Consider the following 26,323-nt stretch of genomic DNA (forward strand, 5'->3'; position numbering starts at 1 on the left):
CTCCGCCGCGCTAGCCAACGTATGGCACGCGTCAACCCGGCGACCGGCGAGCCGCTGGAACCGGTCGCGACCGACGACGGCGACGACGTGGAGGCCGCGCTCGCGACCGCGACCGAGGCGTTCGACTCGTGGCGGGAGCGGCCCGTCGAAGAACGGGCCGAACCGATCGAACGCGCGGGCGAGGTCCTCCGCGAGAACGTCGACGAGTACGCCGAACTGATGACCCGTGAGATGGGCAAACCGATCGACAGCGCGCGGAGCGAGGTCGAGAAGTGCGCCTGGGTGTGCGACTACTACGCCGAGCGAGCGCCCGAGCACCTCCAGGACCGGCGGATCGGCGGCCAGTCGGGGGCGAAGACGTACGTCGCCCACGAGCCGCTGGGGCCGATCCTGGCGGTGATGCCGTGGAACTTCCCGTTCTGGCAGGTGTTCCGGTTCGCCGCGCCGCACCTCACGGCGGGCAACGTCGGTCTGCTGAAACACGCGTCGAACGTCCCCGGCTGCTCGCGGGCCATCGCCGAGGTGTTCGAGCGGGCGGGGTACCCCGCAGGCGTCTTCCAGTCGCTCGTGGTCGATTCCGACGCCGCGAACGAGGTGATCGCCGACGACCGCGTCGCCGCGGTGACGCTGACCGGGAGCGAACGGGCGGGCCGCGCCGTCGCCGAGACGGCCGGTCGCGAGCTGAAGAAGTCGGTACTGGAACTCGGCGGGAGCGACCCGTTCGTCGTCCTCGACGACGCCGACCTCGCGGCTGCGGCCGAGACCGGCGCGCGGGCTCGCTGCATCAACTCCGGGCAGTCCTGCATCGCGGCCAAGCGCTTCGTCGTCCACGCGGGCGTCGCCGACGAGTTCACCGAGCGCCTGGTCGCCGAGATGGACTCGCTGACGGTGGGCGACCCGACCGAGGAGGGGACCGACCTCGGGCCGCAGGCCCGCGAGGACCTCCTGGAGGACCTGCACGACCAGGTCGAACGGAGCGTCGACGCCGGCGCGACCGTCGAGTGCGGGGGCGAGGTGCTCGACCGCGAGGGCTACTACTACCCACCGACCGTACTGACGGACGTCCCGCGCGACGCGGCCGTCGCGACGGAGGAAGTGTTTGGGCCGGTCGCGGCCGTCTTCGAAGTCGCCGACGAGGAGAGCGCGGTGGAACTGGCGAACGACACGAACCTGGGACTGGGCGCGTCGGTCTGGACGGAGGACCTGGACCGCGGGGAGCGTCTCGCCCGCGAACTCGACGCGGGCTGTACGTTCGTGAACGAACTCGTCAAGTCCGACCCGCGGCTGCCGTTCGGCGGCGTCAAGGACTCCGGCTACGGCCGGGAGCTCGGTCGCGACGGGATCCGCGAGTTCGTCAACCGCAAGACGGTGTGGGTGCAGTCGACGGGGGAGTGAGCGCCGTTCGCGAGCGGATCAGTCGTCGGCTTCCAGTCCGGACCGCTCGCCGGGGCCGACCGGCGCGTCGCCGTCGTCTGGCGCGTCGACCGAACCGTGCTCGGATCCGAGGCCGCCGTCGGCATCGGCGTCAGGTAGCGTGACGACCACAGTAGTGCCGTCGTCGGTCTCGGCGAACGCGATACGGCCGCCGCACTCGTGGACGACCCAGTTGACGAGCCAGAGGCCGACGCCGCTGCCGTGTTCGAGCGCGGTCTCGCGCCCTTCCTCGATGACGACGCGCTCCTGGCGGTCGATCCCAGGGCCGTCGTCCTCGATCCGGACTTCGGCGAACGCGCCGTCGGTTCGACCGGCGGTCACCTCCACGGTCGGGGCGTCGCCGGCGTGTTCCGCGGCGTTCTCCAGCAGTTCCTCGAAGGCGCGCTCCAGCGACGGTCCCCCCACGACGGTCAGCCCGTCGGGGACACGGACGTGGACGGTAACGCCGGGATAGCGGTCTTCGACCGCCTCGGCGAGCTTCTCCAGCCGCGTCGCCGCGTCGAATCGCTCGTCGCAGTCCCTGTCGAGCGTTCGCGAGACCTGTCCGATCTTCTCGCTGCGCGTCGAGATGGTGTCGACGGTGCGCTCGATGCGGTCGAGGCGGTGTTCGACGTCCGGGTCGGCGGGCGCCACGTCGCGGCGGAGCAGTTCGGCGTTGCCCCGGACGACGTTGAGTTCGTTGCGGAGGTTGTGCCGGAGGACGCGGTTGAGCACGTCGAGGCGCTGTTCGTGCTGGCGACGGGCGGTCACGTCGCGGACGCTGACGACGCGGCCGGCGACGCCGCCGTAACTCCGGTACAGCGGCGAGACGCGCACGTCGTAGTAGCGGCGGCCGTCGGGGCCGTCGAGGGCGAGTTCCGCCTGGCCGGCCTGCACGGAGGCGATCGAACCGGTGAGCTTCGGGGCGATGCCCTCCAGTTTCTCGCCGGCGACCTCCTCGGAGTCGGCGTCGAAGAGCCGGGCGGCGGCGGGGTTGACGTCGACGATCCGGTCGGTGTCGTCGAGGATGACGATCCTGTCGTCCATCTCGTGGATGACCGCTTCCCGGCCGAGCTGGCGCATGGCCGGCGTGATCGAGAGGAGTCGTCCCCGAAAGAGCGTCGCCGTCATGACGAGGCCGGCGAAGACGCACCCGAGTCCGATCAGCTCGTACTGCGCCGGGACGACGCCGTACATCGAGAGCGCGACGATGCCCACGGGCACGAAGATAGCGCCGAGCAGCGCGGTGCCCTGGCTGCGGAAGTACTCGTTAGTGCGGACGGTCACGCGGACGAGTTCGAGCCCGCCGAGCGCGACCAGCAGGTAGGAGTATCCGACGTGCGCCCACATCGCGAGCCCGAACTCGGAGACGAGGACGGAGGCACCGCCGGCCGTCTCGATCCAGCGCTCGGTCCAGACGAGCGAGTGGTCCGCGTTGGTCCAGACGAGCGCGGCGAACACCGCCGGTTCGAGAAGCAGGACGGCGAGCGTCCGTCCGCGGACCGCGCGGTCGCTGTCGGCGTAGGTGAGGACGGTCGCTAGCCACGCCAGCGGGAGCGCGGTCGTGGCGGTCGCCGCGACGTTCGTCCAGTAGATCTTGGCCGCGAGCGGCGGCGTCGCCAGCGCCATCCCCTGCGCGAGCGCCAGCACGCTCGCGGCGATCATGAACACGCCGAGGGGCTTCGCGCCCGGCGTGTCGCGGAACGCCCACACGAACGCGGCGACGCCGCTGCCCAGAATCGCCCCCAGCAACACGACCGGCGTGAGTAGCGGCGTCGCCATCGATACGAGGAGAGGTTACTCGGACCGCGAAATAAGTGTAGGTGGCCGGATATCAGAATTGGATCGGTGCCGCCGACCTCGGGGACGGCAGACGGTGACGCCGACCTCAGGGGCGGCGGTTGGCGACGGCGGTCCAGGCGCCGATCACGCCCAGGAACAGGGCTGGGACGAACGGCAAGACGAGGTAGGCGTCGCGCCACCCGAGCGGCAGCGATTCGAGGACGTGGTCGGCTCCCGGGAGCGCGACGATGGACACGGGGATGACGATCAGCGTGAGGACGAGCGTGAGGACCAGTCCCCACCCCCGGAGTCCGAACTCCTGTTCCTCCGGGTTGGGGACGTCGTACCCGGCGGTGTCCGGGTTCGTCGCGCCGTCGGCCTCTGTGGAGTCACGCATCGAACTCACTGTCCGGGACGACGACGACCTTTCCGAATCCCTCGCGGTCTTCGAGCAGTTCGTGCGCGCGGGCCGTCTCGCCCATCGGCAGTCGGTCGCGGACGCGCACCTCGAAGGTGCCGTCCCACACCTTCGCGAGGACGTCGTCGACCTCGCCCGGCGTCGCCATCGTCGACCCCAGTATCGAGAGCTGGTTCCAGAACACGCGATTGACGTTGGTCTCCGGCCGGCTCCCCGCGGTCGCCCCGCAGGTCACGAGCCGGCCGCCCTTGGCGAGGCTCTTCAGCGAGTCGTCCCAGGTCTCGCCGCCGACGTGGTCGACGACGACGTCCACACCGCGGCCGTCCGTCAGCTCGAACACCTCGGAGGCGAAGTCGGTCTCCGCGTAGTTGATCGCGTGGTCGGCGCCGACCTCGCGGGCGTAGTCGAGTTTCTCCTCCGTGCTCGCGGTGGCGAACACCTCGGCGCCCGCGAAGTCGGCGATCTGGACGGCGGCGTGGCCGACGCCGCCCGAGGCGCCGAGGACGAGGACGGACTCGCCGGCGGCGAGGTCGGCGCGAGTCATCAGCATGCGCCAGGCGGTCTGGAACACCAGCGGAGCGGCCGCGGCGGTCGCCCAGTCGACGCCCTCGGGGACGGCGACGAGGTTGTCCTCGGGGACGGCGGCGTACTCGGCGTGGACGCCGGGGACGTGTTCGCCGATGATGTGGTAGTCGACGCACTGGGACTCCTCGCCGTGGCGGCAGAACTCGCATTCGCCGCAGCTGACGCCCGCGCTGACCGCGACACGGTCGCCCGGTTCGAACCGCGTCACGCCGTCGCCGACGGACTCGACGACGCCCGCCGCGTCGCTCCCGGGGACGTGCGGGAGGTCGAGGTCGATTCCGGGGAGCCCGCGCCGGGTCCACACGTCGAGGTGGTTGAGCGCGCCCGCCTTCACGTCGACGAGCACCTCGCCGCGGCCCGGGGAGGGGTCGGGCCGCTCGGCGTACTCGATGACGCCGCGGTCGCCGTGGTCCGCGAACTGAACTGCGTGCATACGTTCAGCCAATCGCGCAGCGGGCAAAACTGTGGCGACCGGACCCGCACCTGCCCCCAGGACCGACGCGGTCCGCCAGACGCCGCCAGGGCATGCTGGGGTTTTTGGTCCGCTGTCGGGTATCGATCCCATGGTCGATTTCCAGTCTCGCGACACCAGCAGGGGGTACGGTGACGACGAGGACGACGAGGAGGGGGAAGCGTCGACGAGCGACTCGGCGACGGACGAATCCGCCGACGAGACCGGCGAGCAGGAGGGGGACGCCGCCGAACCGCAGGAGTCGACGGCCGACTCGAGGGTCGGCTCGGAGGCGGACTCGCCGGCCGAGAACACCGACGCGACCGCGGACACGTCCGGTGGGGAGGCGGCGTCCGACGCCGGGAACGGCGGCGAATCCGCGGTCGGGGACGCCGCGTCCCCCGAATCGCCGACCGAGTCGGAACCGGAGAGCGAGAGGGGGGACGCTTCGGAATCCGATGGGCCCGGACGGGCCGAACCGAGTTCGGACCCGCTGGCGCCCTCGGGGTCGGCCGGGGCCACGGAACCGAGTACGAACGATTCCACCGGAGCCGCGGGATCGGACTCGAACGACTCCGCCGGGGCCGACACTGATCCGCTCGCGCCGTCGAGTACCGCACCGGAACCGTCGTCCGAGTCGGACGGAGGCACCGCCGACGCGGAAACGGCCGGAGGTTCGGCAGACACCGCTTCCGAGTCGACGGATTCGGCGGGAACACCGGATCGAGGGTCGACCGAGGCCGTAGACGACGGTCACGGCCACGCCGACCACGGGCACTCAGGGGCGGACGGTCACGGCCATGCCGGCCACGAGCACTCAGAGGTGGACGGCCACGGGAGCGTGCACGCACACGACGAGAGTCACGACCACGGGCACGCGCACGCGGCGGACGTCGACCTGCTCGGCGTGGCGGTGGTGACGGTTTCGTCCACGCGCACGCACGACGACGATCCCAGTGGTGACGTCATCGAGGCGGTCATCGAGGCGGCAGACCACGAGGTCGTGACCCGGGAGATCCTCCGCGACGACCTCGACGGCGTCCAGAACGCCCTGTTGCACCTGACCGGCCGGGACGACGTGGACGTGGTCGTCACGACCGGCGGCACCGGCGTCACGCCCGACGACGTGACCGTCGAGGCGGCCCGTCCCCTCTTCGACCGCGAACTCCCGGGCTTCGGCGAACTGTTCCGCATCCTCTCCTACGAGGAGATCGGGACCCGGGCGATGGCCTCGCGAGCGACGGCGGGGATGGTCGAGGGCGTCGCCGTGTTCTGTCTCCCCGGCAGCGAGGCCGCCGTCAGGCTCGCCACGGAGGAACTCATCGTCGAGGAGATGGGCCACCTGGTCGGTCTCGCCCGCCGCGACGACTGACCGCCGGTGGCGCTCACCGACGCGACCGGACGGATCGCGGCCGACGTACCACAGTAATTCGGTATCCTGTCCTCCCGCGAAACGAACGTATTCGGGCCTCTCCGTGCCGATCGACTGCGGTTCGTTTCATCACTTCAACCTTTCGGCGTTTCACGCCGATTAACCCGAGTTGGCCGGGGGGAGCGCGGGGCGTCGAATTCGTCATGTCATCGGAAGGAGTTGGAAAAATTCGCGGGTTTCGGGCCGTAAAACGGCGTTAAATCGGTTCAAGCGCTTTCCCCCATTAAGTGCGAACGGTCGCATCGACCGGATGCAATGTCCGAACGCACTGAGACGCGACGCAGCGTGCTCAAGGCGACTGGCGTAGCGCTCGGCGCGGCGGCCCTCCCGTCGGTCGCGTCCGCGTCGACGAACGAGTCCGGCTGGACGGACGTCGAGTCGCCGGTCGGCGGGACGCTCTACGACATCGAGCAGACGACCGCCGGCGCGTACGCGGTGGGCGACGCCGGCGTCGTCCTCGAACGCACCGAGAAGGGCTGGAAGAAGGTCCTCGACGGCGGCCCGACCGGCAACGGCAACAACCTCTACGGCGCGGACGTGACCGACGACGGCAAGCGCCTGTGGTTCGTCGGCTCGTCGGGTTCCATCGGCGAGTACGACGTGACGACGGGCAACCTGAACGACCACTCGGCGCCGATGGACGTGACCAGCAACTTCAACGACGTCGCGGTCACCGGCGAGGCCGGCGAGGCGAACGTCTACGTCGCCGGCGACTCCGGGAAGATGTACTACAGCTTCGAGAACGGCGCCACCCAGACCTGGGACTACGTCACGCCCGGCTCGGGCTCGGCCATCAACGCCGTCGACTTCTACGACGACCGCAAGGGCCACATCGTCGACGGCAACAAGTCCGTCTTCCACACCCAGGACGGCTCGACCTGGGACAAGATCGGGCTGGCCGACGCCAACGTCAACTTCTACGGCGTCGACTCCGACGGCGCCGACGACGTCTGGGTCTCCGGCGGCGGCGGGATGGTGTTCCACTGGAACGGGACCAGCTGGGTCCCAGCCGACACCGGCGACGCCGGCCTGCGCGACATCGAGGTCGAGAACGGCGAGGGCCTCACCGTCGGCGGCGGCGGCAACGTCTACGACCGCGAGAGCGGCGAGTGGAAACCGGACACGACCCCGACGGGCCAGAACCTAAAGGCGGTCCTCCGGAAGAGCGACCCCGAGATCGCCGTCGGCGCCGGGGGCACCATCATCGAGCACTGATCCGCTCGTCGTAGACGGACTCGGACTCGGTGTCCGTCGCCGACTCCCCCTCTCTACCCCCTCTTCTGTCAGGCGTCCTCGCTGTCGATAGTGTCGTGCCGAATCCATTACGTTCCGGGCGCGACGCTCTTCTCCGTCGTCGGGAATCACACTGCTGATACGGGGCGGTGAGCGTACCGGGTTGTGTCCCGCCGATGGAGATCCGGACCGGTGAGAAACCAGAACGGTTATAATATTTTAGGCTAGCCTAAATCCCATGTGTGACGATTCCATCGAACGGGTGGCACCGACACGGCGTGAATACGTGAAGTACGGCGGCGCGGTCGTGAGTGGGGCGCTGCTGGCCGGCTGTGCCGGAGACGGCAGTGCCGGAGACGGCAGTGCCGGAGACGGCGGGGGCAGGTCGACGGACTCGGGAACCGCGACGGAGACGGCGGAACCGACCGAGACAGCGGGAGCGACGCCGACGCAGGCGGACAAAACGACGTCGACCGAAACGGACGGCTCCGACGAAGTGTGCATGGAGCCGGTCGGCTGTCTCACGTTCGAAGAGCCGCCGGAGCGCTGGGTCGCCGCCGGACCCGCCCAGGTCGATTACGGGGTCGCTCTCGGACAGGCCGGGGGGCTCTCGGGGATCGCGTACGCGTACTACTACGAATCTACGCGCTTCCTGTTCGACGAACTCGGCATCGAGGGACTCCCCGCCGAGCTGACGGAGGTGTACGGGTACGACGGCGGGTTCGACAAGGAGGCCTTCTACGAGATCGACGCCGACATCCATCTGATCGACCCGAACACGATCACGACCGCCGACGACGCGTGGGACGGGAGCGACGTCGCGGAGATCGAATCGAACGTCGGCGCCCTGTTCGGGAAGTCGAACGGCCGTGACCGGGGCTGGAACAGCGAGTATCTCGTCCCGATGTACGACCTGCTCGAGCGATACGCACGGGTGTTCGACGAGCGCGACAGGTACGACGAACTCGCCGCCGTGCACGAGGAGGTCCAGTCCGCAGTCGCTTCGCGGCTCCCGCCAGAGTCAGAGCGCCCCTCGGTGGGAGTCCTGCTGGGCGGGAGCGACCCCGCAGCGGGGACGTTCTACCTCTCGCGTATCACGGAGGCCGGCTCGCGCCACAAGCACTATCGCGACCTGGCGATCGACGACGCGTTCGCAGACCTCGACTTCGGGGGCGAGACGTTCATCGAGGGCGACTACGAGACGCTGCTCGAAGTCGATCCGGACGTGCTGCTGTTCGACAACCACCTCCCCGGGGTCTCTCGGTCCCTCGCGATCGAGGGGACAGAGACGTGGCGAACGGACCACGTCGCGGAGATGAAACGCAACGCCGCCGGAAGCGATCTGACCGCGGTCTCAGCGGGTCGCGTGTATCCCGCGGGGATGGGCGAGCAAGGGCCCATCACTAACCTCTTCAACACCGAGGCCCTCGGCAAGCAACTGTATCCGGAACAGTTCCCCGAGGACGAGCGGCTGTTCGACCGACAGCGGATCGTGGACATCGTCAACGGAGATCTCTGAACGGATGGAGACGAAATCACTCACCGAGTCCGCGTTCGACTATGACGTCGTCGTGGTCGGCGGCGGACCAGCGGGCTGCTCGGCGGGCGTGTTCACCGCCCGATACGGTCTCGACACGGCTGTCTTCGACCGCGGAAACTCGTCGCTCAAGCGGTGTGCCCACCTGGAGAACTACCTCGGGTTCCCCGCGGGCATCGACGTCGAGACCTTCTACGAACTGATGCACGACCACGCGGAAACCGCGGGCTGCGAGCTGGTCGCCGACCACGTCGAGTCCGTCGATCGCACCGAGGCCGACGAGGGATTCGTCGTCGCGCCGCAGGAGGGCGAGCCCGTCACCGCTCGACGAGTGATCGCGGCGACGCGATACGACGGCGAGTACCTGCGGGGACTCGACACCGACGCGGCGATGTTCGAAACGCGCGACCACGACGGCGAAGCGCAGGAGCACTTCGACCGCACCTACGCAGCCAGTGACGGGACGACGCCGGTGGACGGACTGTACGTCGCCTCCCCCTCCGAAGAAGCCGATCGGCAGGTGATCGTGGCAGCAGGGCGCGGCGCCCGAGTCGGCCTGCAAGTCATCGAGGACGGCCGCCGTGACTGGGGGTACCCGGAGGCTGTCGTCGATCACTACGACTGGCTCCGTTCCGACGCCGAACTCGACGGCGAGTGGGGCGACCGCGACCGCTGGCGTGAGTGGATCGACGACCAGTTCCCCGACGACCACGACCTCGACGAGGAGCGGCGCACCGCGATACGCGAGCGGTTGATCGACCGCCGGTTCGACACCTATCTCTCCACCGACGAGATAACCCGCCGGAGAGAGCAGGGACAGAAGGAACTCCTCGAACACGTCGACGACGACCTCATCGTCGCGGCCGCGCGAGAAATCGAGGCCGAGCAGTAGATCAGTTGCGTCCGGCAGGAACTCGCAGGCGGGAGCTGCGTAGAGCGCTCGTCGCGGGCGTCGCTTCAGTCCCTAGTATCGAGCACCGGGCGCCGAAAGCGCCGGTTCACAGTCAGAGCGAAGATCTGACGGTGTTTTCATTCCTCTCTTTCCGGTCGACGGGTCGCGGGCTGTCGGTCCGTGACCGAATGACGTGGCCGCGTACCCACCACGCTGGTCCCGCAGCGCGCCGCGGTCGCGCGGGGAAACCCGGGCGGGGAAAGGCGCTGGGGCAACGATTAAGTCGCTTCTGACTGAACGTTCAGTCAATGACTTCGGATGCAGTGAAGCGGCTCCTGTCGGAGCTCACGCTCGCGGAGAAGGTTCAGCTCACGCACGGCGCGGCGGACACCGAGGGAACGGCGACGGGATTCGTCCCCGGTGTGGAGCGGCTCGACGTCCCGGGCGTCCGGTTCACTGACGGCCCGCTCGGCGTCCGGACGGACGAGCCGGCGACGGCGTTCCCGGCGTCGATGGCCCTCGCCGCGAGCTTCGACCCGGACCTCGCCCGCGAGTTCGGCGCCGCGCTCGGCCGCGAGGCGACCGCCCGGGACCAGGACGTGCTCCTCGGCCCCGGGCTCAACCTCGTCCGGGTCCCCCACTGCGGCCGCAACTTCGAGTACTTCTCCGAAGACCCGGTCGCGACGGGCCGGTTCGCGGCGGGCGTCGTCGACGGTATCGAGTCCGCGGACGTCGTCGCGACGCCGAAGCACTTCGTCGCGAACAACCAGGAGACCGCCCGGGCCTCGGTCAGCGCCGAGGTCGACGAGCGCGTCCTCCGGGAGCTGTACCTCCCGGGATTCCGCGACGCCGTCGACGCGGGCGCAGGAGCCGCCATGTCCGCGTACAACCGCGTCAACGGGACGTACATGAGCGAACACGAACACCTCCTGACCGAGGTGCTCAAAGACGAGTGGGGATTCGACGGGGTGGTCATGTCCGACTGGTTCGGCACCGAGAGCGTCGTCGACGCCGCCAACGGCGGCCTCGACCTCCAGATGCCGGGGATCTCGGCCGAGGAACTGTTCGAGTCGATGGGCATGCCCGCCGACGAGTTCGATCCCAGCGGCTTCGACTACGCGGACGGGATGCCCGACCCCCGGACCGGCGGCCTGTTCCGCGAGCGACTCGCCGACGCCGTCGAGGCCGGCGACGTCCCCGAGTCCCGACTCGACGACATGGTCACGCGGTACCTGACCCAGCTCGAACGTCACGGCCTGCTCGACGAGGGACGCGACGGCGAGGGTGCCATCGACACGCCCGAACACCGGGAACTGGCCGAGCGGATCGCCGTCCGCGGGACGGTCCTGCTGGAGAACGACTGCGTTCTGCCGCTCGCCGACGACGCCGACGTGGCCGTGATCGGCCCGAACGTCGACGAGGCCATCCTGGGAGGCGGCGGCTCCTCGGAGACGACGCCGTTCACCGAGACCAGCCCGGTCGATGGGATCGAGGCCCGCGCCGACGGGGACGTGTCGGTCGCCCGCGGCATCCCGCGGATCGAGGACGTGTCGCTGTTCGACGGGTTCGGTCCGGACGACGAAGACGACGACGAGGCTCCGGACGTGTCCGTCGACGACGCCGTCGCGGCGGCCGAAGACGCCGACGCGGCGGTCGTGTTCGTCCGCGACCAGGCGACGGAAGCCGCCGACCGCGAGACGCTCGCGCTCCCCGGCGAGCAGGACGAACTGGTCGAGGCGGTCGCGTCCGCCACCGACCGGACGGTCGTCGTCCTCAACACGAGCGGCCCGGTCGAGATGCCCTGGCGCGAGGACGTGGCGGCGGTGCTCGCGGGCTGGTACCCCGGGCAGGCCCACGGGGAGGCCGCCGCGGCCGTCCTCTACGGCGACAGCGACCCCGGCGGCCGCCTGCCCGTCACGTTCGCGCCCGAGGACGAGTACCCCGCGAACACCGAGCGGCGGTTCCCCGGCGTCGACGGCGAGGTCCACTACGAGGAAGGGCTGCTCGTCGGCTACCGACACTTCGACGCGACCGACGCGGACCCGACCTACCCCTTCGGCCACGGCCGCTCCTATACGAGTTTCGAGTACAGCGACGCCGCGGCCGTCGGCGACTCGACGGTCGAAGTCACCGTCGAGAACACCGGCGACCGCACGGGTCGAGAAGTCGCACAGGCGTACGTCGATTCGCCGGAGGCGCCGGACGACCTGGAACGGCCGCGGCGGGAACTGGGCGGCTTCACCGCGCTCTCGCTCGACCCCGGCGAGTCCCGTCGCGTCGCCGTCGACCTCGACGAGCGAGCGTTCGGGCGCTACGACGAGTCCGACGGCTGGACCGTGGACGCGGGCGAGCACGTCGTCTCGGTGGGCCGCTCCTCGCGGGACCTCCGACTCGAGGTGTCCGTCGACCGCTAGCGCTCCCCGCCCCACTCGGCCTCGAACCGCTCGACGAACTCCTCGACGAAGGCCGCCCGGTCCGCGGCGAGTTCGCGGCCTGTCGCGGTCTCCATCGCGTCGGGAAGGCGCAGTAACTTCTCGCGGGCGTGCTGGATCACGGTGTTGTCGCGGTCGCTCCGGTCGTACGTCTCGCGCACCTCGCGGTCGGGGTCGTACATCCCCTGGCCGTGGTGGGCGCCGAAGGTGAACGCCCGGCCGATGCCGACCGCGCCGAGCGCGTCGAGGTTGTCGGCGTCCCGCAGCACTCGCTCCTCGACGGTCGGCTCGTGGTCGAGGTCGGTCGTCTCGGCGAAGTCGTACTCCTCGTGGTGAGCGACGCAGTGACAGACCGCCTCGCGCCCGTCCGCGGGGAAGTCGGCGTCGGCGAGGATCTCCCGGACCTCCGGGATCGTCTCGCGCGGGTGAGTGAACCCGTCGCCGCGCAGGCGGTGCAGGTCGTGGACCAGCGCGGCGGCGCCGACGACGGCGAAGTCCGCGTTCTCGCGCTCGGCGAGTCGGCGACCCAGTCTGTAGACTCGCCAGGCGTGGGCCATGTCGTGGCCCGTGTCGTCCCCGTCGAAGTGCTCGCGGACCTCGGCGGCGACCCGCTCGTGGACCGGCGGGACCTCCTCCGTTCGCATGGATCACCCGGCGCGGGCGTCGAGCAAAAACGTGCTGGTGACACGGCCGACGGCGGTCGATACGCTTGCCCACGCCTCACGACGCTTTATGGCTCCTCCGGACGAACGCGACGACATGGCGACGCAACTGCGCGAGGGGGTCTGGTGGATCGACCTGCGTGGCGTCAACGCCTATCTCGTCGACGAGGGCGGCGATCTGACGCTCGTCGACGCGGGGATGCCGTGGCAGGGCGGCGGCGTGGTCGACGCGATCGTCGAAGCCGGCTACGTCCTCGACGACCTCGAGCACGTCCTGCTCACCCACTACGACGTCGACCACGCCGGCGGTCTCTCCCGCCTCGACGGCCTCGACGTCACGATCTATGCCGGTCAGCGCGATGCCTCGCTCGTCACCGGCCGGGAGGCGCCGCCGTTCTCGATCCCGAAAGGCGCCCTCCAGCGGTTGCTCGGGCCGCTGTACACGCCGCCGAGCAACGAGGTCGTCCCGCTCGCCGACGGCGACGAGATCGGGTCGTTCACCGTCTACGAGACGCCGGGACACACGCCCGGGCACCTCGCGTACGTGAGCGAGGACCTGGGCGTCGCGTTCCTGGGCGACCTCGTCGGCGAGTCCGACGGCCGCCTCGAACCCATGCCGTGGATCGTGACTGACGACGGCGGCCAGGTGCGCGAGAGCGTCCGCCGACTCGCAGCGGACGCGCCCGACTTCGACGTGGCCGCCGTCGGCCACGGCGTCCCGTTCGAACGGGCTGGGCGGGCGCGGTTCGACGAACTCGCGGCGCGCTTCGGCCACGACCGCGAACCCGAGCGAGTTCGGCAGTAACGGACGCCGGCCGACGGCTACCGAGCGACAGTCACACGAACTCGCTGTCGATAGTGTCGTCGTTGCCGACGTTGCTCTCGGCGCCGCGGTCGTTGGAGGCGTGGCCCGGTGACTGGCGGCCGGTCCCGCCGGTGAAGTCGGCGCTCCCGCCGCCGCCACCGCCGGGGAAGTTCCCGTTCTCGAAGTCCGCGGCGGTGACGCCGGAGGGGCGGGAGTCCCCGGCGCGGGTCACCTCGGGCCGCTCGATCTCTTCCCCCGCGTGCAGCCGTTCGACCAGGTCGGGATCCGTCACGACTGCCGAGCGGGGGAGCGGTTCGTCCTCCGGCCAGCGTCGCCAGACGACGCGTTCCCGCTGGAGCGCCGTTCGGACCTCCGTCCCGCCGCCCGCCTCGACCCGCTCCTGCGGCGCCGGCACGCGGTCGCCGAGCGCGCGCTCCGCCCCCTCGGTATCGGCGAGGTGGTGGAGCCTGACCGTCGGCTCTCCCGATCGGATCAGGTCGTAACTCCCGGTGCCGAGCAACCCGTCGAGCCGCCCGTCGCGGCGAACGACGAGGTCGATCTCCGCGGTATCGACGGCCTTCGACCCCCGGACGAGGCCGCGCAGTCCGCCCGGATCGTACTCGACCCGGTCGCGGAAGACCCGTAGCTCGGACCGGACCCCCGGGACGGCCCCGGCGAACCGCTCGCTCGGGATCTGATCGGTCATCGAGCTAACTATTCGGCGGTCGGGCATAAGCTTCCGGGGACAGGTCCGCGGACGTCTTCGGCGTCGCTATCGGTCCCGTCGTGAGCGTTCCCGTCGAGAGTCCGGGATCGATCCCGGTGTCAGTCGTCCGCGTCGGCCTCCGCGGTCAGTTCCTCGGCGACGGTCTCGGCGTCGAACAGCGCGGGGTCCATCCCGAGGACCTGCTGTCCGCTGACGAACTCCGGGAGCGACTCGTTCGTGTACGTGACGACCCGGATATCGGGATTGAGGTCTCGCGCGACGACGATAGAGGTCGCCTGACCGATGTCGGTGAGGACGTACACGTCCGCCTCGACGACGCCGGCCTCTTCGAGCGCAGGGCGGTTCACGACGCCGTCGACGACGGCCACCGTCGCTCCCCGGTCGCGCAACTCGTCGGCCAGCCCTTCCGTGTCGCTCCCCGCGAAAACTGCTTTCATACCGGCACCGATGGCGCCCGGGGGCTTGTGTCTCACGTTTCGGGCGGCCCCGGCGACCGGTCACACAGTCATGAAAAAACACTTACCAGTCGGCCCGAACCGTTCGACATGGAACGGTCCCTCCGACGGCGGTCCCTCCTCCGGGCGGCAGGCGTCGCGGGCGCGGTCGCGCTCGCCGGCTGTCCGGCCGGTATCGGCGAATCGACCGGGTTCGAACCCGGCGAGGCCGACTGGCCGAGCTACCGGTTCGACGCGTGCAACAACGGGGTACACCCCTCCGCACCCGGCCCGGGCGGCGACCTCTCGCTCGCGTGGACGGCGACGTACCGCGAGGACGCGGGAGCGGTTCCCGGCATGGGTCAGGTCTCCTCCCCGATCGTCCTCGACGGGACGGTCGCGGCGGCGGCCAACGTGCAGACCAGAGAGACCGCCGAGACGGTCGTCGCCGCGTTCGGTCTGGAGAGCGGCGAACGCCGCTGGGAACGCTCGTTTCCCCTGACGGGGGAAGGCGGAGGCGAAGGAGGGGCATCGGCACAGACGCTCGTCTCCGACGGCGAACGGCTCGTCGTCGCCACGAGATCCGACGGCTGGGCGCTCCGCGCGCTGTCGCCGAGCGACGGCGAGACGGAGTGGGAGCACGCGCTCGACACGCCCACCCGGGCGCCGATCACGGCCGACTCCGGATCGCTGGTCCTCGGCGACCAGTTGTACGCCGTGTACGACGCCGACGACGGGAGTCAGCAGTCGCGCTACGAGACGGATCAGGACCGGAAGTGGCGGAACCGCTACCCGCCGACGGTGACCGAGGACACCGTCTTCGCGACGGCGCACGACGAGATCCGCGCGGTCGACCGCGAGAGCGGCGAGGCGCGCTGGACGGCGAGCAACGACTTCTACTCGGTCCTCTACCAGGAGCGCGGCGCGCCGTTCAATTCCCCGGTCGTCGTCGACGGCGTCGCCTACGCGGTCTGCGGTCGCATCGCCAACAGGGACACCGGCGGGATGGTCGCCATCGACGTCGAGGACGGGTCACAGCTGTGGACGGCGATCCCCGAGGGCGACGACCCCGCGAACTACGAGGGAGACCCCGAAGCGTTCGAGCAGGCCGCGTTCTACGGGATCCCCTTCGTCTTGGACGACACCGTCTACGCGCAGGGCATGGGACGCGGCGAATGGGGCGTTTTCGCCGTCGACGCCGCGGACGGCGCGGTCGAGCGCACGGAAAACGTCGGTGGACTGTTCGCGGCGGACGGCGTCGTCTACGGCGCGTCGGGCGGCGACCGCCTGTCGGTCTCGGCGACCGATCCGGCGGCCGACGAGAAGCTCGGGACAGCGACCGTCGACGAGTGGGACGCACCCAGGGTCGGCCCCCAGGCGATCGCCGGCGAGTACTTCCTCGTCGCGACGAGCGAGGGGATCGCGGCGTTCGGGCCGAACTGAGCGGAGAATCGTCGAGAAACCGGGGTCGGACCGCCTACTCGTACTCGATGGTCGCCGGCGGCTTGTGGGTCACGTCGTACAGCACCCGGGAGACGTTCTCGTTCTCGCCGGTGATGCGGCTCTGGATGCGCTGGAGCGTGTCCCAGTCGACCTCCTGGGCGCGGGCGGTCATGCCGTCGCGGCTCTCGACGGACCGGACGGCGACGACCCAGCCGTGGACGCGGTTGTCGCCCTTGACGCCGGTCGCCTTGCCCAGCACTGCGGCGAGCGCCTGCCACGGCTCGTGCTCTTCGAGTTCCTCCTCGACGACGTGGTTGGCCTCGCGGGCGACCTCCAGTTTCTCCTCGGTGACCTCGCCGATGATGCGGACGGCGAGGCCTGGGCCGGGGAACGGCATCCGCTCGGCGATGATCTCCTCCAGGTCGAGTTCGCGGGCGACCTCGCGGACCTCGTCCTTGTAGAGGTCGCGCATCGGCTCGACGATGCCGTCGAAGTCGACGACCTCGGGGAGGCCGCCGACGTTGTGGTGGGACTTGATCGTCCCTTCGGACTCGATGCGGTCGGGGTAGATGGTCCCCTGGACGAGGTAGTCGGCGTCGACCTCCGTCGCGACCGTCTCGAACTCGCGGATGAACTGCTCGCCGATCGCGTGGCGCTTCTCTTCGGGGTCGGTCACGCCTTCGAGGGCGTCGAGGAAGCGGTCTTTCGCGTCGACGATCCGCAGCGAGTCCATGTAGTCGAAGGTCTCGCGGATCTGGTCGGTCTCGCCCTTGCGCATGAGGCCGGTGTCGACGTAGACGGGGGTCAGCTGGTCGCCGATGGCCTCGTAGGCCAGCGCGGCGGCCGTCGAGGAGTCGACGCCGCCCGACAGCGCGATGACGGCGTTGGCGTCGCCGACGGCGTCGGCGATCTCCTCGATCTTCTCGTCGATGAACGAGTCGACGTCGACCATCAGACCTCCACCTCCTCGGAGTCGCGGGCGTCGCCACGCGTCTGCTCGCCCTTGCGCGCCTCGTCCTGCAGGTCGAGCGCGGCGCCGAGCAGGCCGACGAACGGCGGGCTGGCGCGGCCGGGCCGCGAGCGGAACTCGGGGTGGAACTGCGTCCCGAAGAAGTAGGGGTGCTCGGGGAGTTCGAGGATCTCCATCCGGCGGCCGGACTTCCCGGAGAAGCGCAGGCCCGCGGCTTCTAGGTCGTCGATGTACTCGGGGTTGACCTCGTAGCGGTGGCGGTGTCGCTCCGTGCAGGTGTCGGCGCCGTAGACCTCGTGGGCGACGGTGCCTTCCTCGATTTCGGTGACGTGCGCGCCGAGGCGCATCGTCCCGCCCATGTCGTCGACGCCCTCCTGCTCGGGCAGGATGTCGATGACCGGGTAGGGCGTCTCCTCGTCGAGTTCCGTGGAGTGGGCGCCCTCCAGGTCGAGGACGTTGCGGGCGTACTCGACGACCGCGAGCTGGAAGCCGAGACAGAGGCCGAGGTAGGGGACGCGGTTCTCGCGGGCGTAGCGGATCGCCTCCATCTTGCCCTCGGTGCCCCGCGAGCCGAAGCCGCCGGGGACGACGACGGCGTCCATGCCGTCGAGTTCTCCGTTGTGGCCGTCAGCGAGCTTCTCCGCGTGGATCCACTCGGTGTTCACGTTGACGTTGTGGGCGAGGCCGGCGTGTTTCAGCGACTCGTAGATAGAGAGATAGGCGTCTTCGAGGCCGTACTTCCCGACGAGGGCCACGTCGACGGAGCCGGTCTGCTCCTGGGTGACGAGATCGCGCCACTCGTTGTGGCGCTCGTCTTTCGGGAGCGCGCGGTCGGAGAGGTCGAGGCGCTCCATGACGTACTCGTCGAGGCCCTCGTCCTCGACGACCAGCGGGACCTGGTAGATGTCCTCGACGTCGGGGTTCGAGAAGACGGCGTCCGTGGGAACGTCGCAGAACAGCGCGATCTTCTCCTTGGTCTGAGGGTCGAGCGGGTCGTCGGCCCGACCGACCAGGATGTCGGGCTGGAGCCCGATCGACCGCAGTTCCTTGACGCTGTGCTGGGTGGGCTTGGTCTTCTGCTCGCCGTTTTTCGAGTACGGGACGAGCGTGACGTGGACGAAGAGGATGTCGTCCTCGTCTTCCTCGTGAGCGAACTGGCGCAGGGCTTCGAGGTAGGGCATGCCCTCGATGTCCCCGACGGTGCCGCCGACCTCGATGATGCAGACGTCGCTGCCCTCGGCGACCTCGCGGATGCGCCGCTTGATGTCGTTGGTGACGTGCGGGATGACCTGGACGGTCTTCCCGAGGTAGTCGCCCGAGCGCTCCTTCTCGATGACGGACTGGTAGACCTTGCCCGTGGTCACGTTGTGCTTCGAGGTCATGTCGATGTCGAGGAACCGCTCGTAGTTCCCCAGGTCGAGGTCGACCTCGCCGCCGTCCTTGAGGACGTACACCTCCCCGTGCTGGAAGGGGTTCATCGTGCCCGCGTCGACGTTGAGGTACGGGTCCACCTTGACCGCGGTCACGTCGAACCCGGCGTTCGAGAGCAGTCGGCCGGTACTCGCGGCGGTGATGCCCTTGCCCAGACCGGACATCACGCCCCCTGTGACGAAAACGAACTTGTTCCCCAGAGTCTCGTCGTACTCTGTTTCTGGCTCCGTCGGCATACTGACCGTCGGCGGTGCCCGCCCAAAACCGTTTCGGGAGACACTGCAAACCTGCCTAATTGTCAACGGTTACCGGCCGCGGCGCCGATCCAGCGAATTCCGGTTGAACCGGAAACGCGGTCGGGCCGAAAATTCGGTGGGGCCGGAAACGCGGTGGGGTCTGAAACGCGGTGGGGTCGAAAACACGGTCGGGTCGGAACGGGTTCCCGTCCGTCGCTCACAGTTCGGCGACGAGAAAGTCGGCGACGACCGCGGCGACCTTGCCGGACTGGCCGACGAAGTGGTGGTCCGCGGCCAGTTCCGTCACGGCGAACCCACGTGCCTCCGCCCGTTCGACCACCGGTCGCCACTCGACGGTGTCGTCGCGCTCGCCGTAGACGACCTGTCCCGGACAGGCGATCCGCTCTGTCGCCGCGACGGCGTCGATGTCGTCGTCGATACGGGGTGCCGGCGCGAGCGCAGAGACGGCCGCGAGGTCGGCCCCGGAACTCGACTCCTCGTCCGCGGCGACGAGCGCGAGACACCCGCCGAAGCTGTAGCCGAACAGGGCGACGGCCGCGTGGCGCTCGCGGGCCCACGTCAGGGCGTTCCCCGCGTCCCGTAACTCGCCGGGCCCCTCGTCCCAGTCGCCGTAGTCGAACCGGAGGCAGGCGATCCCTCGTTCGACCAGCGCGTCCGCGACGGCCGTCAGCCGCCGGTCCGAGCGCGAGCCGCCCAGCTGCGGATGGGGCGGACAGGCGACGACGCAGGCCCGCTCGCCCGGGTCCTCGGACTCACCGTCGGGTGCGTCGAGCGACCCGCGCACGTCGCGGGCGCCAGGGATCACGACCGCTTCGCTCATGCCCCGACAGACGCGGCTCGGGGCCTCAAAGGTGTCGTCGGGCCACTGCCGACTTCGCGGCCTGTCGCGGGCGAGTTTCGATCAGTCGTCGCCGCTGATCCGCGGTGCGGAGTCGACGCCGGTGATCTCGAACCGTGCGCCGCCGTCCTCGCTCTCGGTGACGGCGACGTCCCAGCCGTGTGCTTCGACGATCCGCTCGACGATGGCGAGGCCGAATCCCGTGTTCTCGGGGGGAGGTCGAGAAGCCGGAATCGAACACGCGGTCGCGCACGTCCCCCGCGATACCGGGGCCGTCGTCCGCGACGTAGAACCCGTCGTCCAGGTCGCCGACCGTGATACGGACGTCGTCGCCGCCGTGTTCTAGCGCGTTCCGGAACAGGTTCTCCAGCAACTGCGGCAGCCGGTCCCCGTCGGCCACGATGGCCCGGTCGGTCGCGACCGCGAGTTCGCCGTCGCCGGACTCGACGTTCCGCCAGCTCGCGGTCGCGATCCGCTCTTAGGTCGACGGGTTCGGGCTCGGAGATCGTCTCGCCCTGCCGGGACAGCGCCAGGAGGTCCTCGATCAGGTGCTCCATGCGCTCGACGGAGCGGTGACAGCGCTCGAAGTGCTCCGGGTCGCCGGTCTCCTCGGCCATCTCCAGCGCGCCGTTGAGGACGGTCAGGGGATTCCGGAGGTCGTGGGAGACGACGCTGGTGAACTCCTCGAGGCGCTCGTTCTTCCGTTCGAGCTCGTCGCGCTGGTGCCTGAGTTCGGCCTCGTGGTCGGCGCGCTCGAACGCGGCGTTCGCCGCGGTCGCCAGGATCCGCCCGAGGAAGACGTCCGTCTCGTCGAACGTGGCGGGCTCGGTCGAACCGGCGGACAGCGTGCCGAACTCCCCGATCGGGAAGATCAGGAGGCTCTGCAGCGCCGTGTCGGCGTCGACGGCGTCGTCGTACCGGCTGATGTCGTCGAACGCCCGCGATTCACCGGTCTCGAACGCCTCCCAGTTGAAGCTCCCGCCTTCCGGGGTGAACGTCGGCCGGTCGTCTAACACCTCGTCGACGCGGTCGCTGGACGCGACGGGCACGAGCCCGCCTTCGTCGGCGTCGTACGACCGCACCATCACGAGCGGGAAGCCCAGGATGTCCTCGGCCTCCGCGACGACGAGGTCGGCGATGACATCGCGCCCCTCGGTCTGCATGAGCTCGAGCGTCAGGTCTTGCAGGCGTTCGAGGCGCTGCTCGCGTTCCCGGCGGCGGCGGGCCTGCTCGACCCGGTCGAGCGCCGTCGTGAGCGTGGTCGACAGGATCTCGACCAGCGTCTCGTCCGTCTCGGTGATCGCGCCCGCGTCGTCCGAGGAGACGATGAACACGCCGTGGTCGTCCATCGGATAGAGGATGACGCTCCGGGCGGGCGTGTCCTCGGTCAGTCCCTCGTACCCCGGCACGTCGTCGATGCGCACCGGCTCGCCGCGCTCGAACACGTCCCAGACGAGGGCGGCGCGCGTCCCCTCGGGCGCATCGCGCGGGTACGTCGGGATCTCGTCGAAGACGTCGCGGACCGAGTCGACGACCGCGGCCGGAGTGAGGAGGTCGCCGGCGTCGTTCACCAGGTGGACGGAGCTCAACCGGGCGTCGATGACCTCGTCCGCCGCGTCGGTGGCGACCCGGGCCGTCTCGGTCTTCGTCCGCGTGTGCATCAGCGCGCGCGTCCGCTCCTGGAGGCGATTGAGCTTCCGCTCGCGCGTCTTCTGGGCGGTGACTTCGCGGTACACCCAGAGGTGGCCGTCGCCGTCCGCGAGTTCGATCGGTCGGTAGCTCCGGGCGACGGTCCGGCCGTCGCGGAGCGAGAGCCCCTCGTCGCGGACCCGCTCGCGGTCGGCCACGAGTTCGTTGACGCGGTCGACGAACGCCTCCGGGTCGGCGAACGACTCGCCGATCGTCTCGGCCAGCCGCTCGCAGTCCGACCCGACGACGCCCTCGGGCGTCCCGGACAGGTCGAACAGGTCGAACAACTGCGCGTTGGCCGTGAGCACGTTCCGCGACTCGTCCTCGGCGAGCACGCCGACCGGGAGCGTGTCGAACAGCGTCGACAGCAGCGCGTTCGTGCGTTCGAGGGCTCGCTCTCGCTCCTTGCGGTCGGTCACGTCGACGGAGATCCCCAGGGCGGCCTCCGCGTCGGTGTCGGTGAAGTCGTACGGGAGCAACTGCGGCTCGAAGACGTGCGTCTCGCCCTCCGCGTCCCGCAACTCGACTTCGTGCAGTCGCTCGGTGGAGTTCGATTCGACCACCTCTGCGACGGCCGCTCGAAGCCCCGCGGCGACCTCCTCGTCGAGGACGTCGCTCACGTTCGTCCCTTCGAGCTCCGACACGGGGGTGCCGTGAAAGGCCGCCAGGGACTCGTTCGCGAGCAGACACGTCCCGTCTTCGTCGACCACGTAGAGGTGTTCGGGGAGCGAATCGACGATCTCGCGGAGGCGGTTCTCGCTCCGCTCGGCGAGCCGGCGCGTCCGGTAGTGTTCGACGGCGTTGGCGATGCGGTTGGCCAGCACCGTGTACTGGTCGGTCCCGCCTTCCTTCTGGAGGTAGTCCGTCACGCCGGCCGAGATGGCGTCGCTGGCCACCGCTTCCGACCCCTTCCCCGTGAACAGGATGAACGGCAGGTCCGGGTAGTCCTCCCGGACCGCTTCGAGGAACTCAATCCCCGTCCGCCCGGGCATGTCGTAGTCCGAGACGAGGCAATCGAACTCGCCGGTCGCGAGCCGTTCGGCCCCCTCGTCGGCGTCGGTCGCCGTCTCGACGGTGAACCGGTCGTCTTCCCGTTCGAGAAACGTGGCGGTCAGGTCCGCGACATCCGGGTCGTCGTCGACAGTCAGCACCCGGATGTCCTCCGTGGAGGCCGAACTCATTAGTTCGAACATCTGTAAGATCGGCAATAACGGTTTGGGCGCCAGTCTCGGTCGTGAAACCGCGAGGTCGCTCCCGTCGGCGAGTTCGTCGGCGCTCTCACGCCTCGATCCCCCGCCGTTCCGGCTCTCTCGGGGGATTCGCGCGGTCTGCTCTCCCAGTCGCTGGATCGGTCGTCGCCCCACCGATTCGGCTGTCCGTGACTCCGGTCGAATCGGCCGCGTCCGGGGCCGGGCGGGCGGCGTTCGTGCGTGGGAACACCAAATTCGGGCTGAAAAACAATTAAAGGCTCGGGCACAAAGCGGGGGTATGGGAATACTCTCGCGCGCCTCCTACGTCGTCCGGTCGAAGATCAACGCTATCCTGAACCGGGCGGAGGACCCCTCCGAGACGCTCGATTACTCCTACGAGCAACTGCGCGACCAGCTCCAGGACGTCAAACAGGGAATCGCGGACCTGACGACCCAGAAGAAGCGCCTGGAGATACAGAAGCGCCGCCTCGAGGAGAACGTCGAGAAGCACAACGAACAGGCCCGCGAGGCCGTCCGGCAGGACCGCGACGACCTCGCCCGCAAGGCCCTCGAGAAGAAAAAGCAGAAGATGAACCAGATCGAGGACCTGGAGGGCCAGATCGCCGAACTGCAGGGCCAGCAGGACAAGCTGGTCGAGCAGAAGAACAAGCTCCAGAGCCGCATCGAGGAGTTCCGCACGAAGAAGGAGACGATGAAGGCCCGCTACGAGGCCGCCGAGGCCAGCGCCAAGGTCTCCGAGGCGATGACCGGCGCCGGCGACGAGTTCGAGGACGTCGGCCGCGCCATCGAGCGCGCCGAGGAGCGCACCGAGGACATGGAGGCCCGCTCGCAGGCGATGGACGAACTCCAGGAGACCGGCGCGTTCGACGACGTCCTCTCGGACAAGGACTCGATCGACCGCGAACTCGAACAGCTCAGCACCGACAGCTCCGTCGACGCCGAGCTGAACACGCTGAAAGGCGAGATGGGCAAGGGCACGACGGAGACCGAGACCGAGAGCGCCGACGCGGGCGGATCCGACTCCGGGAGCGCGGACGTCGAAACCGAAGACGTCGACGTGGACGCCGCCGACGTAGACGCGCCGGACGTCGACGTCAACGGCGAGGGCGGCGAGGACGTCTCGGTCGACGACTCCGAGGTAGAGGCCGAACTGGAAGAGCTGAAAGAGGACGAGCAGTAGCGCCCCGCTGGACGACCGGGACGGACTCGACGGCCTGATCGGCGGCGGCGAACCCGCCGACGCCGGCAGCACATTTTTGTTCACCCCTCGACACGTTCCAGTATGCGACTCCTGTTCATCCACTCGGACCACCTGGAGTTCGAGGCGCGCGAACAGGCCGGCCCGGACGACCTCGCCGAGCGGGAGGGCGTCCCGATGGACGGCCGCATGGAGGAGTGCGTGACCGCCTTCATCAGCGTCGAGTCCGACGACGAGACCGACCTCGACGGCGTCGTCGCGAACGCGACGGCGGAGCTCCGGGACGTGACAGGACAACTCAACACGAACCGAGTGGTGCTGTACCCCTACGCCCACCTCAGCGAGGACCTGGCGAACCCCGACGCCGCCAAGGAGGTCATGCGGGGGCTGGAGTCGGAACTCGAAGCGGACGGCTACGAGGTCCTCCGCGCGCCGTTCGGCTGGTACAAGTCTTTCGAGGTGTCCTGCAAGGGCCACCCGCTCTCGGAGCTCTCCCGGCACGTCTCCGCCCACCGCGACGAGGGGACGGGCGAGGGGGACGAGGCCGGCGAACCGGACCGCGAGCCCAGCGAGTGGCTCGTGATGTGGCCCGACGGGTCGACGGAGGACGCAGTTCCCGCGAAGGGCGAAGTGAACGGGGACATGCGGGCGTTCATCGAGGACGAGGTGGAGGACGTGACCGCCTCTCCGGGCGAGGAGCCGCCCCACGTCGAACTGATGCAAGAGAAGTCCCTCGTCGGCTACGACGACCTCTCGGACGTGGGCAACCTGCGGTGGTACCCCCGCGGGAAGCTCGTCCGCGACTCGCTGATGGAGTACGTCAACGACCTCGTCGTCGACTACGGCGGGATGCCCGTCGAGACGCCGATCATGTACGACCTGGGTGCTCGACCCATCGACGAGCACGCAGGCAAGTTCGGCGAGCGCCAGTACCGCTTCGAGTCGGGCGACCGCCGGATGATGCTCCGCTTCGCCGCCTGCTTCGGCCAGTTCTCGATCATGCGGGACATGCACATCGCCGCGAGCGACCTCCCGCTGCGGATCTACGAGATGTCGACCTACTCGTTCCGCCGCGAGCAGAAGGGCGAGGTCACGGGACTGAAACGGCTGCGATCGTTCACGATGCCGGACATGCACACCGCGACGGCCGACATGGACGGTGCCCGTGACGAACTCATGCGCCAGGCGAAGCTCTCCCTGCGGACCAGCGACGACCTCGGACTGGACTACCAGCCCGCGTTGCGGATGACCCGCGAGTTCTACGACGACAACGAGGCGTGGGTCGCCGAGGTCGTCGCCGAACTCGACAAGCCCTCCCTCGTGGAGATCATCCCGGAGCGCCACCACTACTGGTCGGCGAAGATCGACTTCGCGGCCATCGACGGGCTCGGCCGCCCCATCGAGAACCCGACGGTCCAGATCGACGTCGAGAGCGCCGAGCGATTCGACATCACCTACACCGACGCCGAGGGGAGCCACCACCCGCCGATCCTCCACTACTCGCCCTCGGGCGGGATCGAACGCGTCGTCGCCGCCCTGCTGGAGGAGACGGCGACGATGGACACGCCGCGGTTCCCCACCTGGCTCTCGCCGACGCAGGTCCGCTTCATCCCCGTCGGGGAGGAACACGTCGACTACTGCGACGAACTGGTCGACGACCTCGCCGCGGCCGACGTGCGCGCCGACGTGGACGACCGCTCGGAGACGGTGGGCAAGCGCATCGCTCGCGCCGAGACCGACTGGGTGCCGTACTACGTCGTCGTCGGCGACCGCGAGGTCGACAGCGGGAGCCTGGACGTCAACGTCCGCGCTGACGACGAGGAAGTCGAGATGACGCCCGAAGACCTCCGCGAGCGCGTCCGCGAGGAGACCGAGGGGCTCCCGCGGAAGAAGCGGTACCTCCCGAAACACGTCAGCGACCACCCGAGTTTCACCGGTCGCTGACGGCGGACGGCGCACCGCCGGTGTGAGGGCACCGGTCTGCGGACGGCCACCTACCACTATTTACCCGGGCACCCAACTCCCGCGCATGTACGACGACATCCTGTTGCCGACGGACGGGAGCAAGGGGACGACCGAGACGGTAGACCACGCGATCTCGATCGCCCGGGACAACGACGCCACGGTACACGTGCTGTACGTCGTCGACAGCCGGCGCTACCGCGCGGCCGAGCCCGACACGAAAGACGAGATCGTCAAATCGCTGGAGGTCGAGGGCGAGCGGGCGATCGAGGACCTCCGGGTCGACCTCGAAGACGCCGGGCTGGTCGTCGAGACGGAGATGCGCGACGGCATCCCTCACCGCGAGATAGTCGACTACGTCGGGGAAGCGGGGATCGACCTGGTGACGATGGGAACCCACGGGCGCACCGGCCGCGACCGCGTCCAGAACCTCGGGAGCGTCACCGACCGCGTCCTCGAAGACGTGCACACACCGGTTCTCGTCGTCGATATCGGCGACTGAGTGTCGGGCAGGGCCGCGG

At 69.4% G+C, this 26,323-nt stretch carries 21 protein-coding genes and 1 pseudogene; 11 read left to right on the forward strand and 11 right to left on the reverse strand.

The window, feature by feature from the left end; translation table 11 throughout:
- Positions 1-21 precede the first annotated feature (21 nt).
- A complete protein-coding gene (locus PSC72_RS05625; protein WP_274324915.1) occupies positions 22-1,395 on the forward strand; it encodes an NAD-dependent succinate-semialdehyde dehydrogenase in 1,374 nt (457 codons plus the stop codon).
- 18 nt (positions 1,396-1,413) lie between these two features.
- On the opposite strand, the gene PSC72_RS05630 is transcribed toward PSC72_RS05625, so the two are convergent.
- The 3 genes from PSC72_RS05630 to PSC72_RS05640 form a co-directional block, all read right to left on the reverse strand.
- Positions 1,414-3,195 (reverse strand): histidine kinase N-terminal 7TM domain-containing protein, encoded by a 1,782-nt coding sequence (locus PSC72_RS05630; protein ID WP_274324916.1) that lies wholly within the window; start codon positions 3,193-3,195, stop codon positions 1,414-1,416.
- 106 nt (positions 3,196-3,301) lie between these two features.
- Positions 3,302-3,592 (reverse strand): hypothetical protein, encoded by a 291-nt coding sequence (locus PSC72_RS05635; protein ID WP_274324917.1) that lies wholly within the window; start codon positions 3,590-3,592, stop codon positions 3,302-3,304.
- A complete protein-coding gene (locus PSC72_RS05640; RefSeq protein WP_274324918.1) occupies positions 3,585-4,631 on the reverse strand; it encodes a zinc-binding dehydrogenase in 1,047 nt (348 codons plus the stop codon). The genes PSC72_RS05635 and PSC72_RS05640 overlap by 8 nt, the downstream gene beginning before the upstream one ends.
- Before the next feature lie 130 nt (positions 4,632-4,761).
- Between PSC72_RS05640 and PSC72_RS25445 the strand changes: the two genes are divergently transcribed.
- From PSC72_RS25445 to PSC72_RS05665, 5 genes are all read left to right on the forward strand, one after another.
- Positions 4,762-6,021 (forward strand): molybdenum cofactor synthesis domain-containing protein, encoded by a 1,260-nt coding sequence (locus PSC72_RS25445; protein WP_328518177.1) that lies wholly within the window; start codon positions 4,762-4,764, stop codon positions 6,019-6,021.
- 315 nt (positions 6,022-6,336) lie between these two features.
- Positions 6,337-7,296 (forward strand): beta propeller repeat protein, encoded by a 960-nt coding sequence (locus PSC72_RS05650; protein WP_274324919.1) that lies wholly within the window; start codon positions 6,337-6,339, stop codon positions 7,294-7,296.
- 256 nt (positions 7,297-7,552) lie between these two features.
- Positions 7,553-8,833, forward strand: coding sequence for an ABC transporter substrate-binding protein (locus PSC72_RS05655; protein WP_274324920.1), 1,281 nt, complete (start codon positions 7,553-7,555; stop codon positions 8,831-8,833).
- A 4-nt stretch (positions 8,834-8,837) separates the two neighbouring features.
- Positions 8,838-9,743, forward strand: coding sequence for an FAD-dependent oxidoreductase (locus tag PSC72_RS05660; protein ID WP_274324921.1), 906 nt, complete (start codon positions 8,838-8,840; stop codon positions 9,741-9,743).
- A gap of 308 nt (positions 9,744-10,051) precedes the next feature.
- Positions 10,052-12,157 (forward strand): beta-glucosidase, encoded by a 2,106-nt coding sequence (locus tag PSC72_RS05665; RefSeq protein ID WP_274324922.1) that lies wholly within the window; start codon positions 10,052-10,054, stop codon positions 12,155-12,157.
- Here PSC72_RS05665 and PSC72_RS05670 read toward each other — a convergent pair.
- Positions 12,154-12,819 (reverse strand): HD domain-containing protein, encoded by a 666-nt coding sequence (locus tag PSC72_RS05670; protein WP_274324923.1) that lies wholly within the window; start codon positions 12,817-12,819, stop codon positions 12,154-12,156. The genes PSC72_RS05665 and PSC72_RS05670 overlap by 4 nt on opposite strands.
- 115 nt (positions 12,820-12,934) lie before the next feature.
- Here PSC72_RS05670 and PSC72_RS05675 point away from each other — a divergent pair, with 115 nt between their 5' ends.
- Complete coding sequence (locus PSC72_RS05675; protein ID WP_274324924.1) at positions 12,935-13,642, forward strand: MBL fold metallo-hydrolase; 708 nt, start codon at positions 12,935-12,937, stop codon at positions 13,640-13,642.
- Between the two features lie 31 nt (positions 13,643-13,673).
- Here PSC72_RS05675 and PSC72_RS05680 read toward each other — a convergent pair whose 3' ends face one another.
- Positions 13,674-14,348: a hypothetical protein gene (locus tag PSC72_RS05680; protein ID WP_274324925.1), complete on the reverse strand. Its 675-nt coding sequence runs from the start codon at positions 14,346-14,348 to the stop codon at positions 13,674-13,676.
- Positions 14,349-14,467: 119 nt separating this feature from the next.
- Positions 14,468-14,806, reverse strand: a complete 339-nt coding sequence (locus PSC72_RS05685) for a DUF7126 family protein (protein ID WP_274324926.1) — start codon at positions 14,804-14,806, stop codon at positions 14,468-14,470.
- A gap of 108 nt (positions 14,807-14,914) precedes the next feature.
- On the opposite strand from PSC72_RS05685, the gene PSC72_RS05690 reads away from it, so the two are divergent.
- Entirely contained in the window at positions 14,915-16,246 is a 1,332-nt protein-coding gene (locus tag PSC72_RS05690) for an outer membrane protein assembly factor BamB family protein (RefSeq protein ID WP_274324927.1), read from the forward strand.
- 34 nt (positions 16,247-16,280) lie between these two features.
- Here PSC72_RS05690 and guaA read toward each other — a convergent pair whose 3' ends face one another.
- The 5 genes and pseudogenes from guaA to PSC72_RS05715 all read right to left on the reverse strand — a co-directional run.
- Positions 16,281-17,198, reverse strand: a complete 918-nt coding sequence (gene guaA / locus PSC72_RS05695; protein WP_274324928.1) for a glutamine-hydrolyzing GMP synthase — start codon at positions 17,196-17,198, stop codon at positions 16,281-16,283.
- The gene (locus PSC72_RS05700; RefSeq protein ID WP_274324929.1) at positions 17,198-18,883 is read right to left on the reverse strand and encodes a CTP synthase; all 1,686 of its coding nucleotides are present in this window, start codon (positions 18,881-18,883) and stop codon (positions 17,198-17,200) included. Before PSC72_RS05700 ends, guaA begins: the two co-directional genes overlap by 1 nt.
- A gap of 217 nt (positions 18,884-19,100) precedes the next feature.
- A complete protein-coding gene (locus tag PSC72_RS05705; RefSeq protein WP_274324930.1) occupies positions 19,101-19,724 on the reverse strand; it encodes an alpha/beta hydrolase in 624 nt (207 codons plus the stop codon).
- Positions 19,725-19,749: 25 nt separating this feature from the next.
- Positions 19,750-20,142 (reverse strand): ATP-binding protein, encoded by a 393-nt coding sequence (locus PSC72_RS05710; protein WP_274326146.1) that lies wholly within the window; start codon positions 20,140-20,142, stop codon positions 19,750-19,752.
- 172 nt (positions 20,143-20,314) lie between these two features.
- A pseudogene (locus tag PSC72_RS05715) lies at positions 20,315-22,624 on the reverse strand (GAF domain-containing protein); the annotation flags it as partial.
- 295 nt (positions 22,625-22,919) lie between these two features.
- On the opposite strand from PSC72_RS05715, the gene PSC72_RS05720 reads away from it, so the two are divergent.
- From PSC72_RS05720 to PSC72_RS05730, 3 genes are all read left to right on the forward strand, one after another.
- Positions 22,920-23,822, forward strand: coding sequence for a PspA/IM30 family protein (locus tag PSC72_RS05720; RefSeq protein WP_274324931.1), 903 nt, complete (start codon positions 22,920-22,922; stop codon positions 23,820-23,822).
- Positions 23,823-23,924: 102 nt separating this feature from the next.
- Positions 23,925-25,784, forward strand: coding sequence for a threonine--tRNA ligase (locus PSC72_RS05725; RefSeq protein WP_274324932.1), 1,860 nt, complete (start codon positions 23,925-23,927; stop codon positions 25,782-25,784).
- 85 nt (positions 25,785-25,869) lie between these two features.
- Positions 25,870-26,304 carry a universal stress protein gene (locus PSC72_RS05730; RefSeq protein ID WP_274324933.1) on the forward strand — a complete coding sequence of 145 codons (435 nt, stop codon included), beginning with the start codon at positions 25,870-25,872 and terminating at the stop codon, positions 26,302-26,304.
- Positions 26,305-26,323 lie beyond the last annotated feature (19 nt).

The organism is Halosimplex aquaticum (genome assembly GCF_028747785.1).
GTDB lineage: Archaea > Halobacteriota > Halobacteria > Halobacteriales > Haloarculaceae > Halosimplex > Halosimplex aquaticum.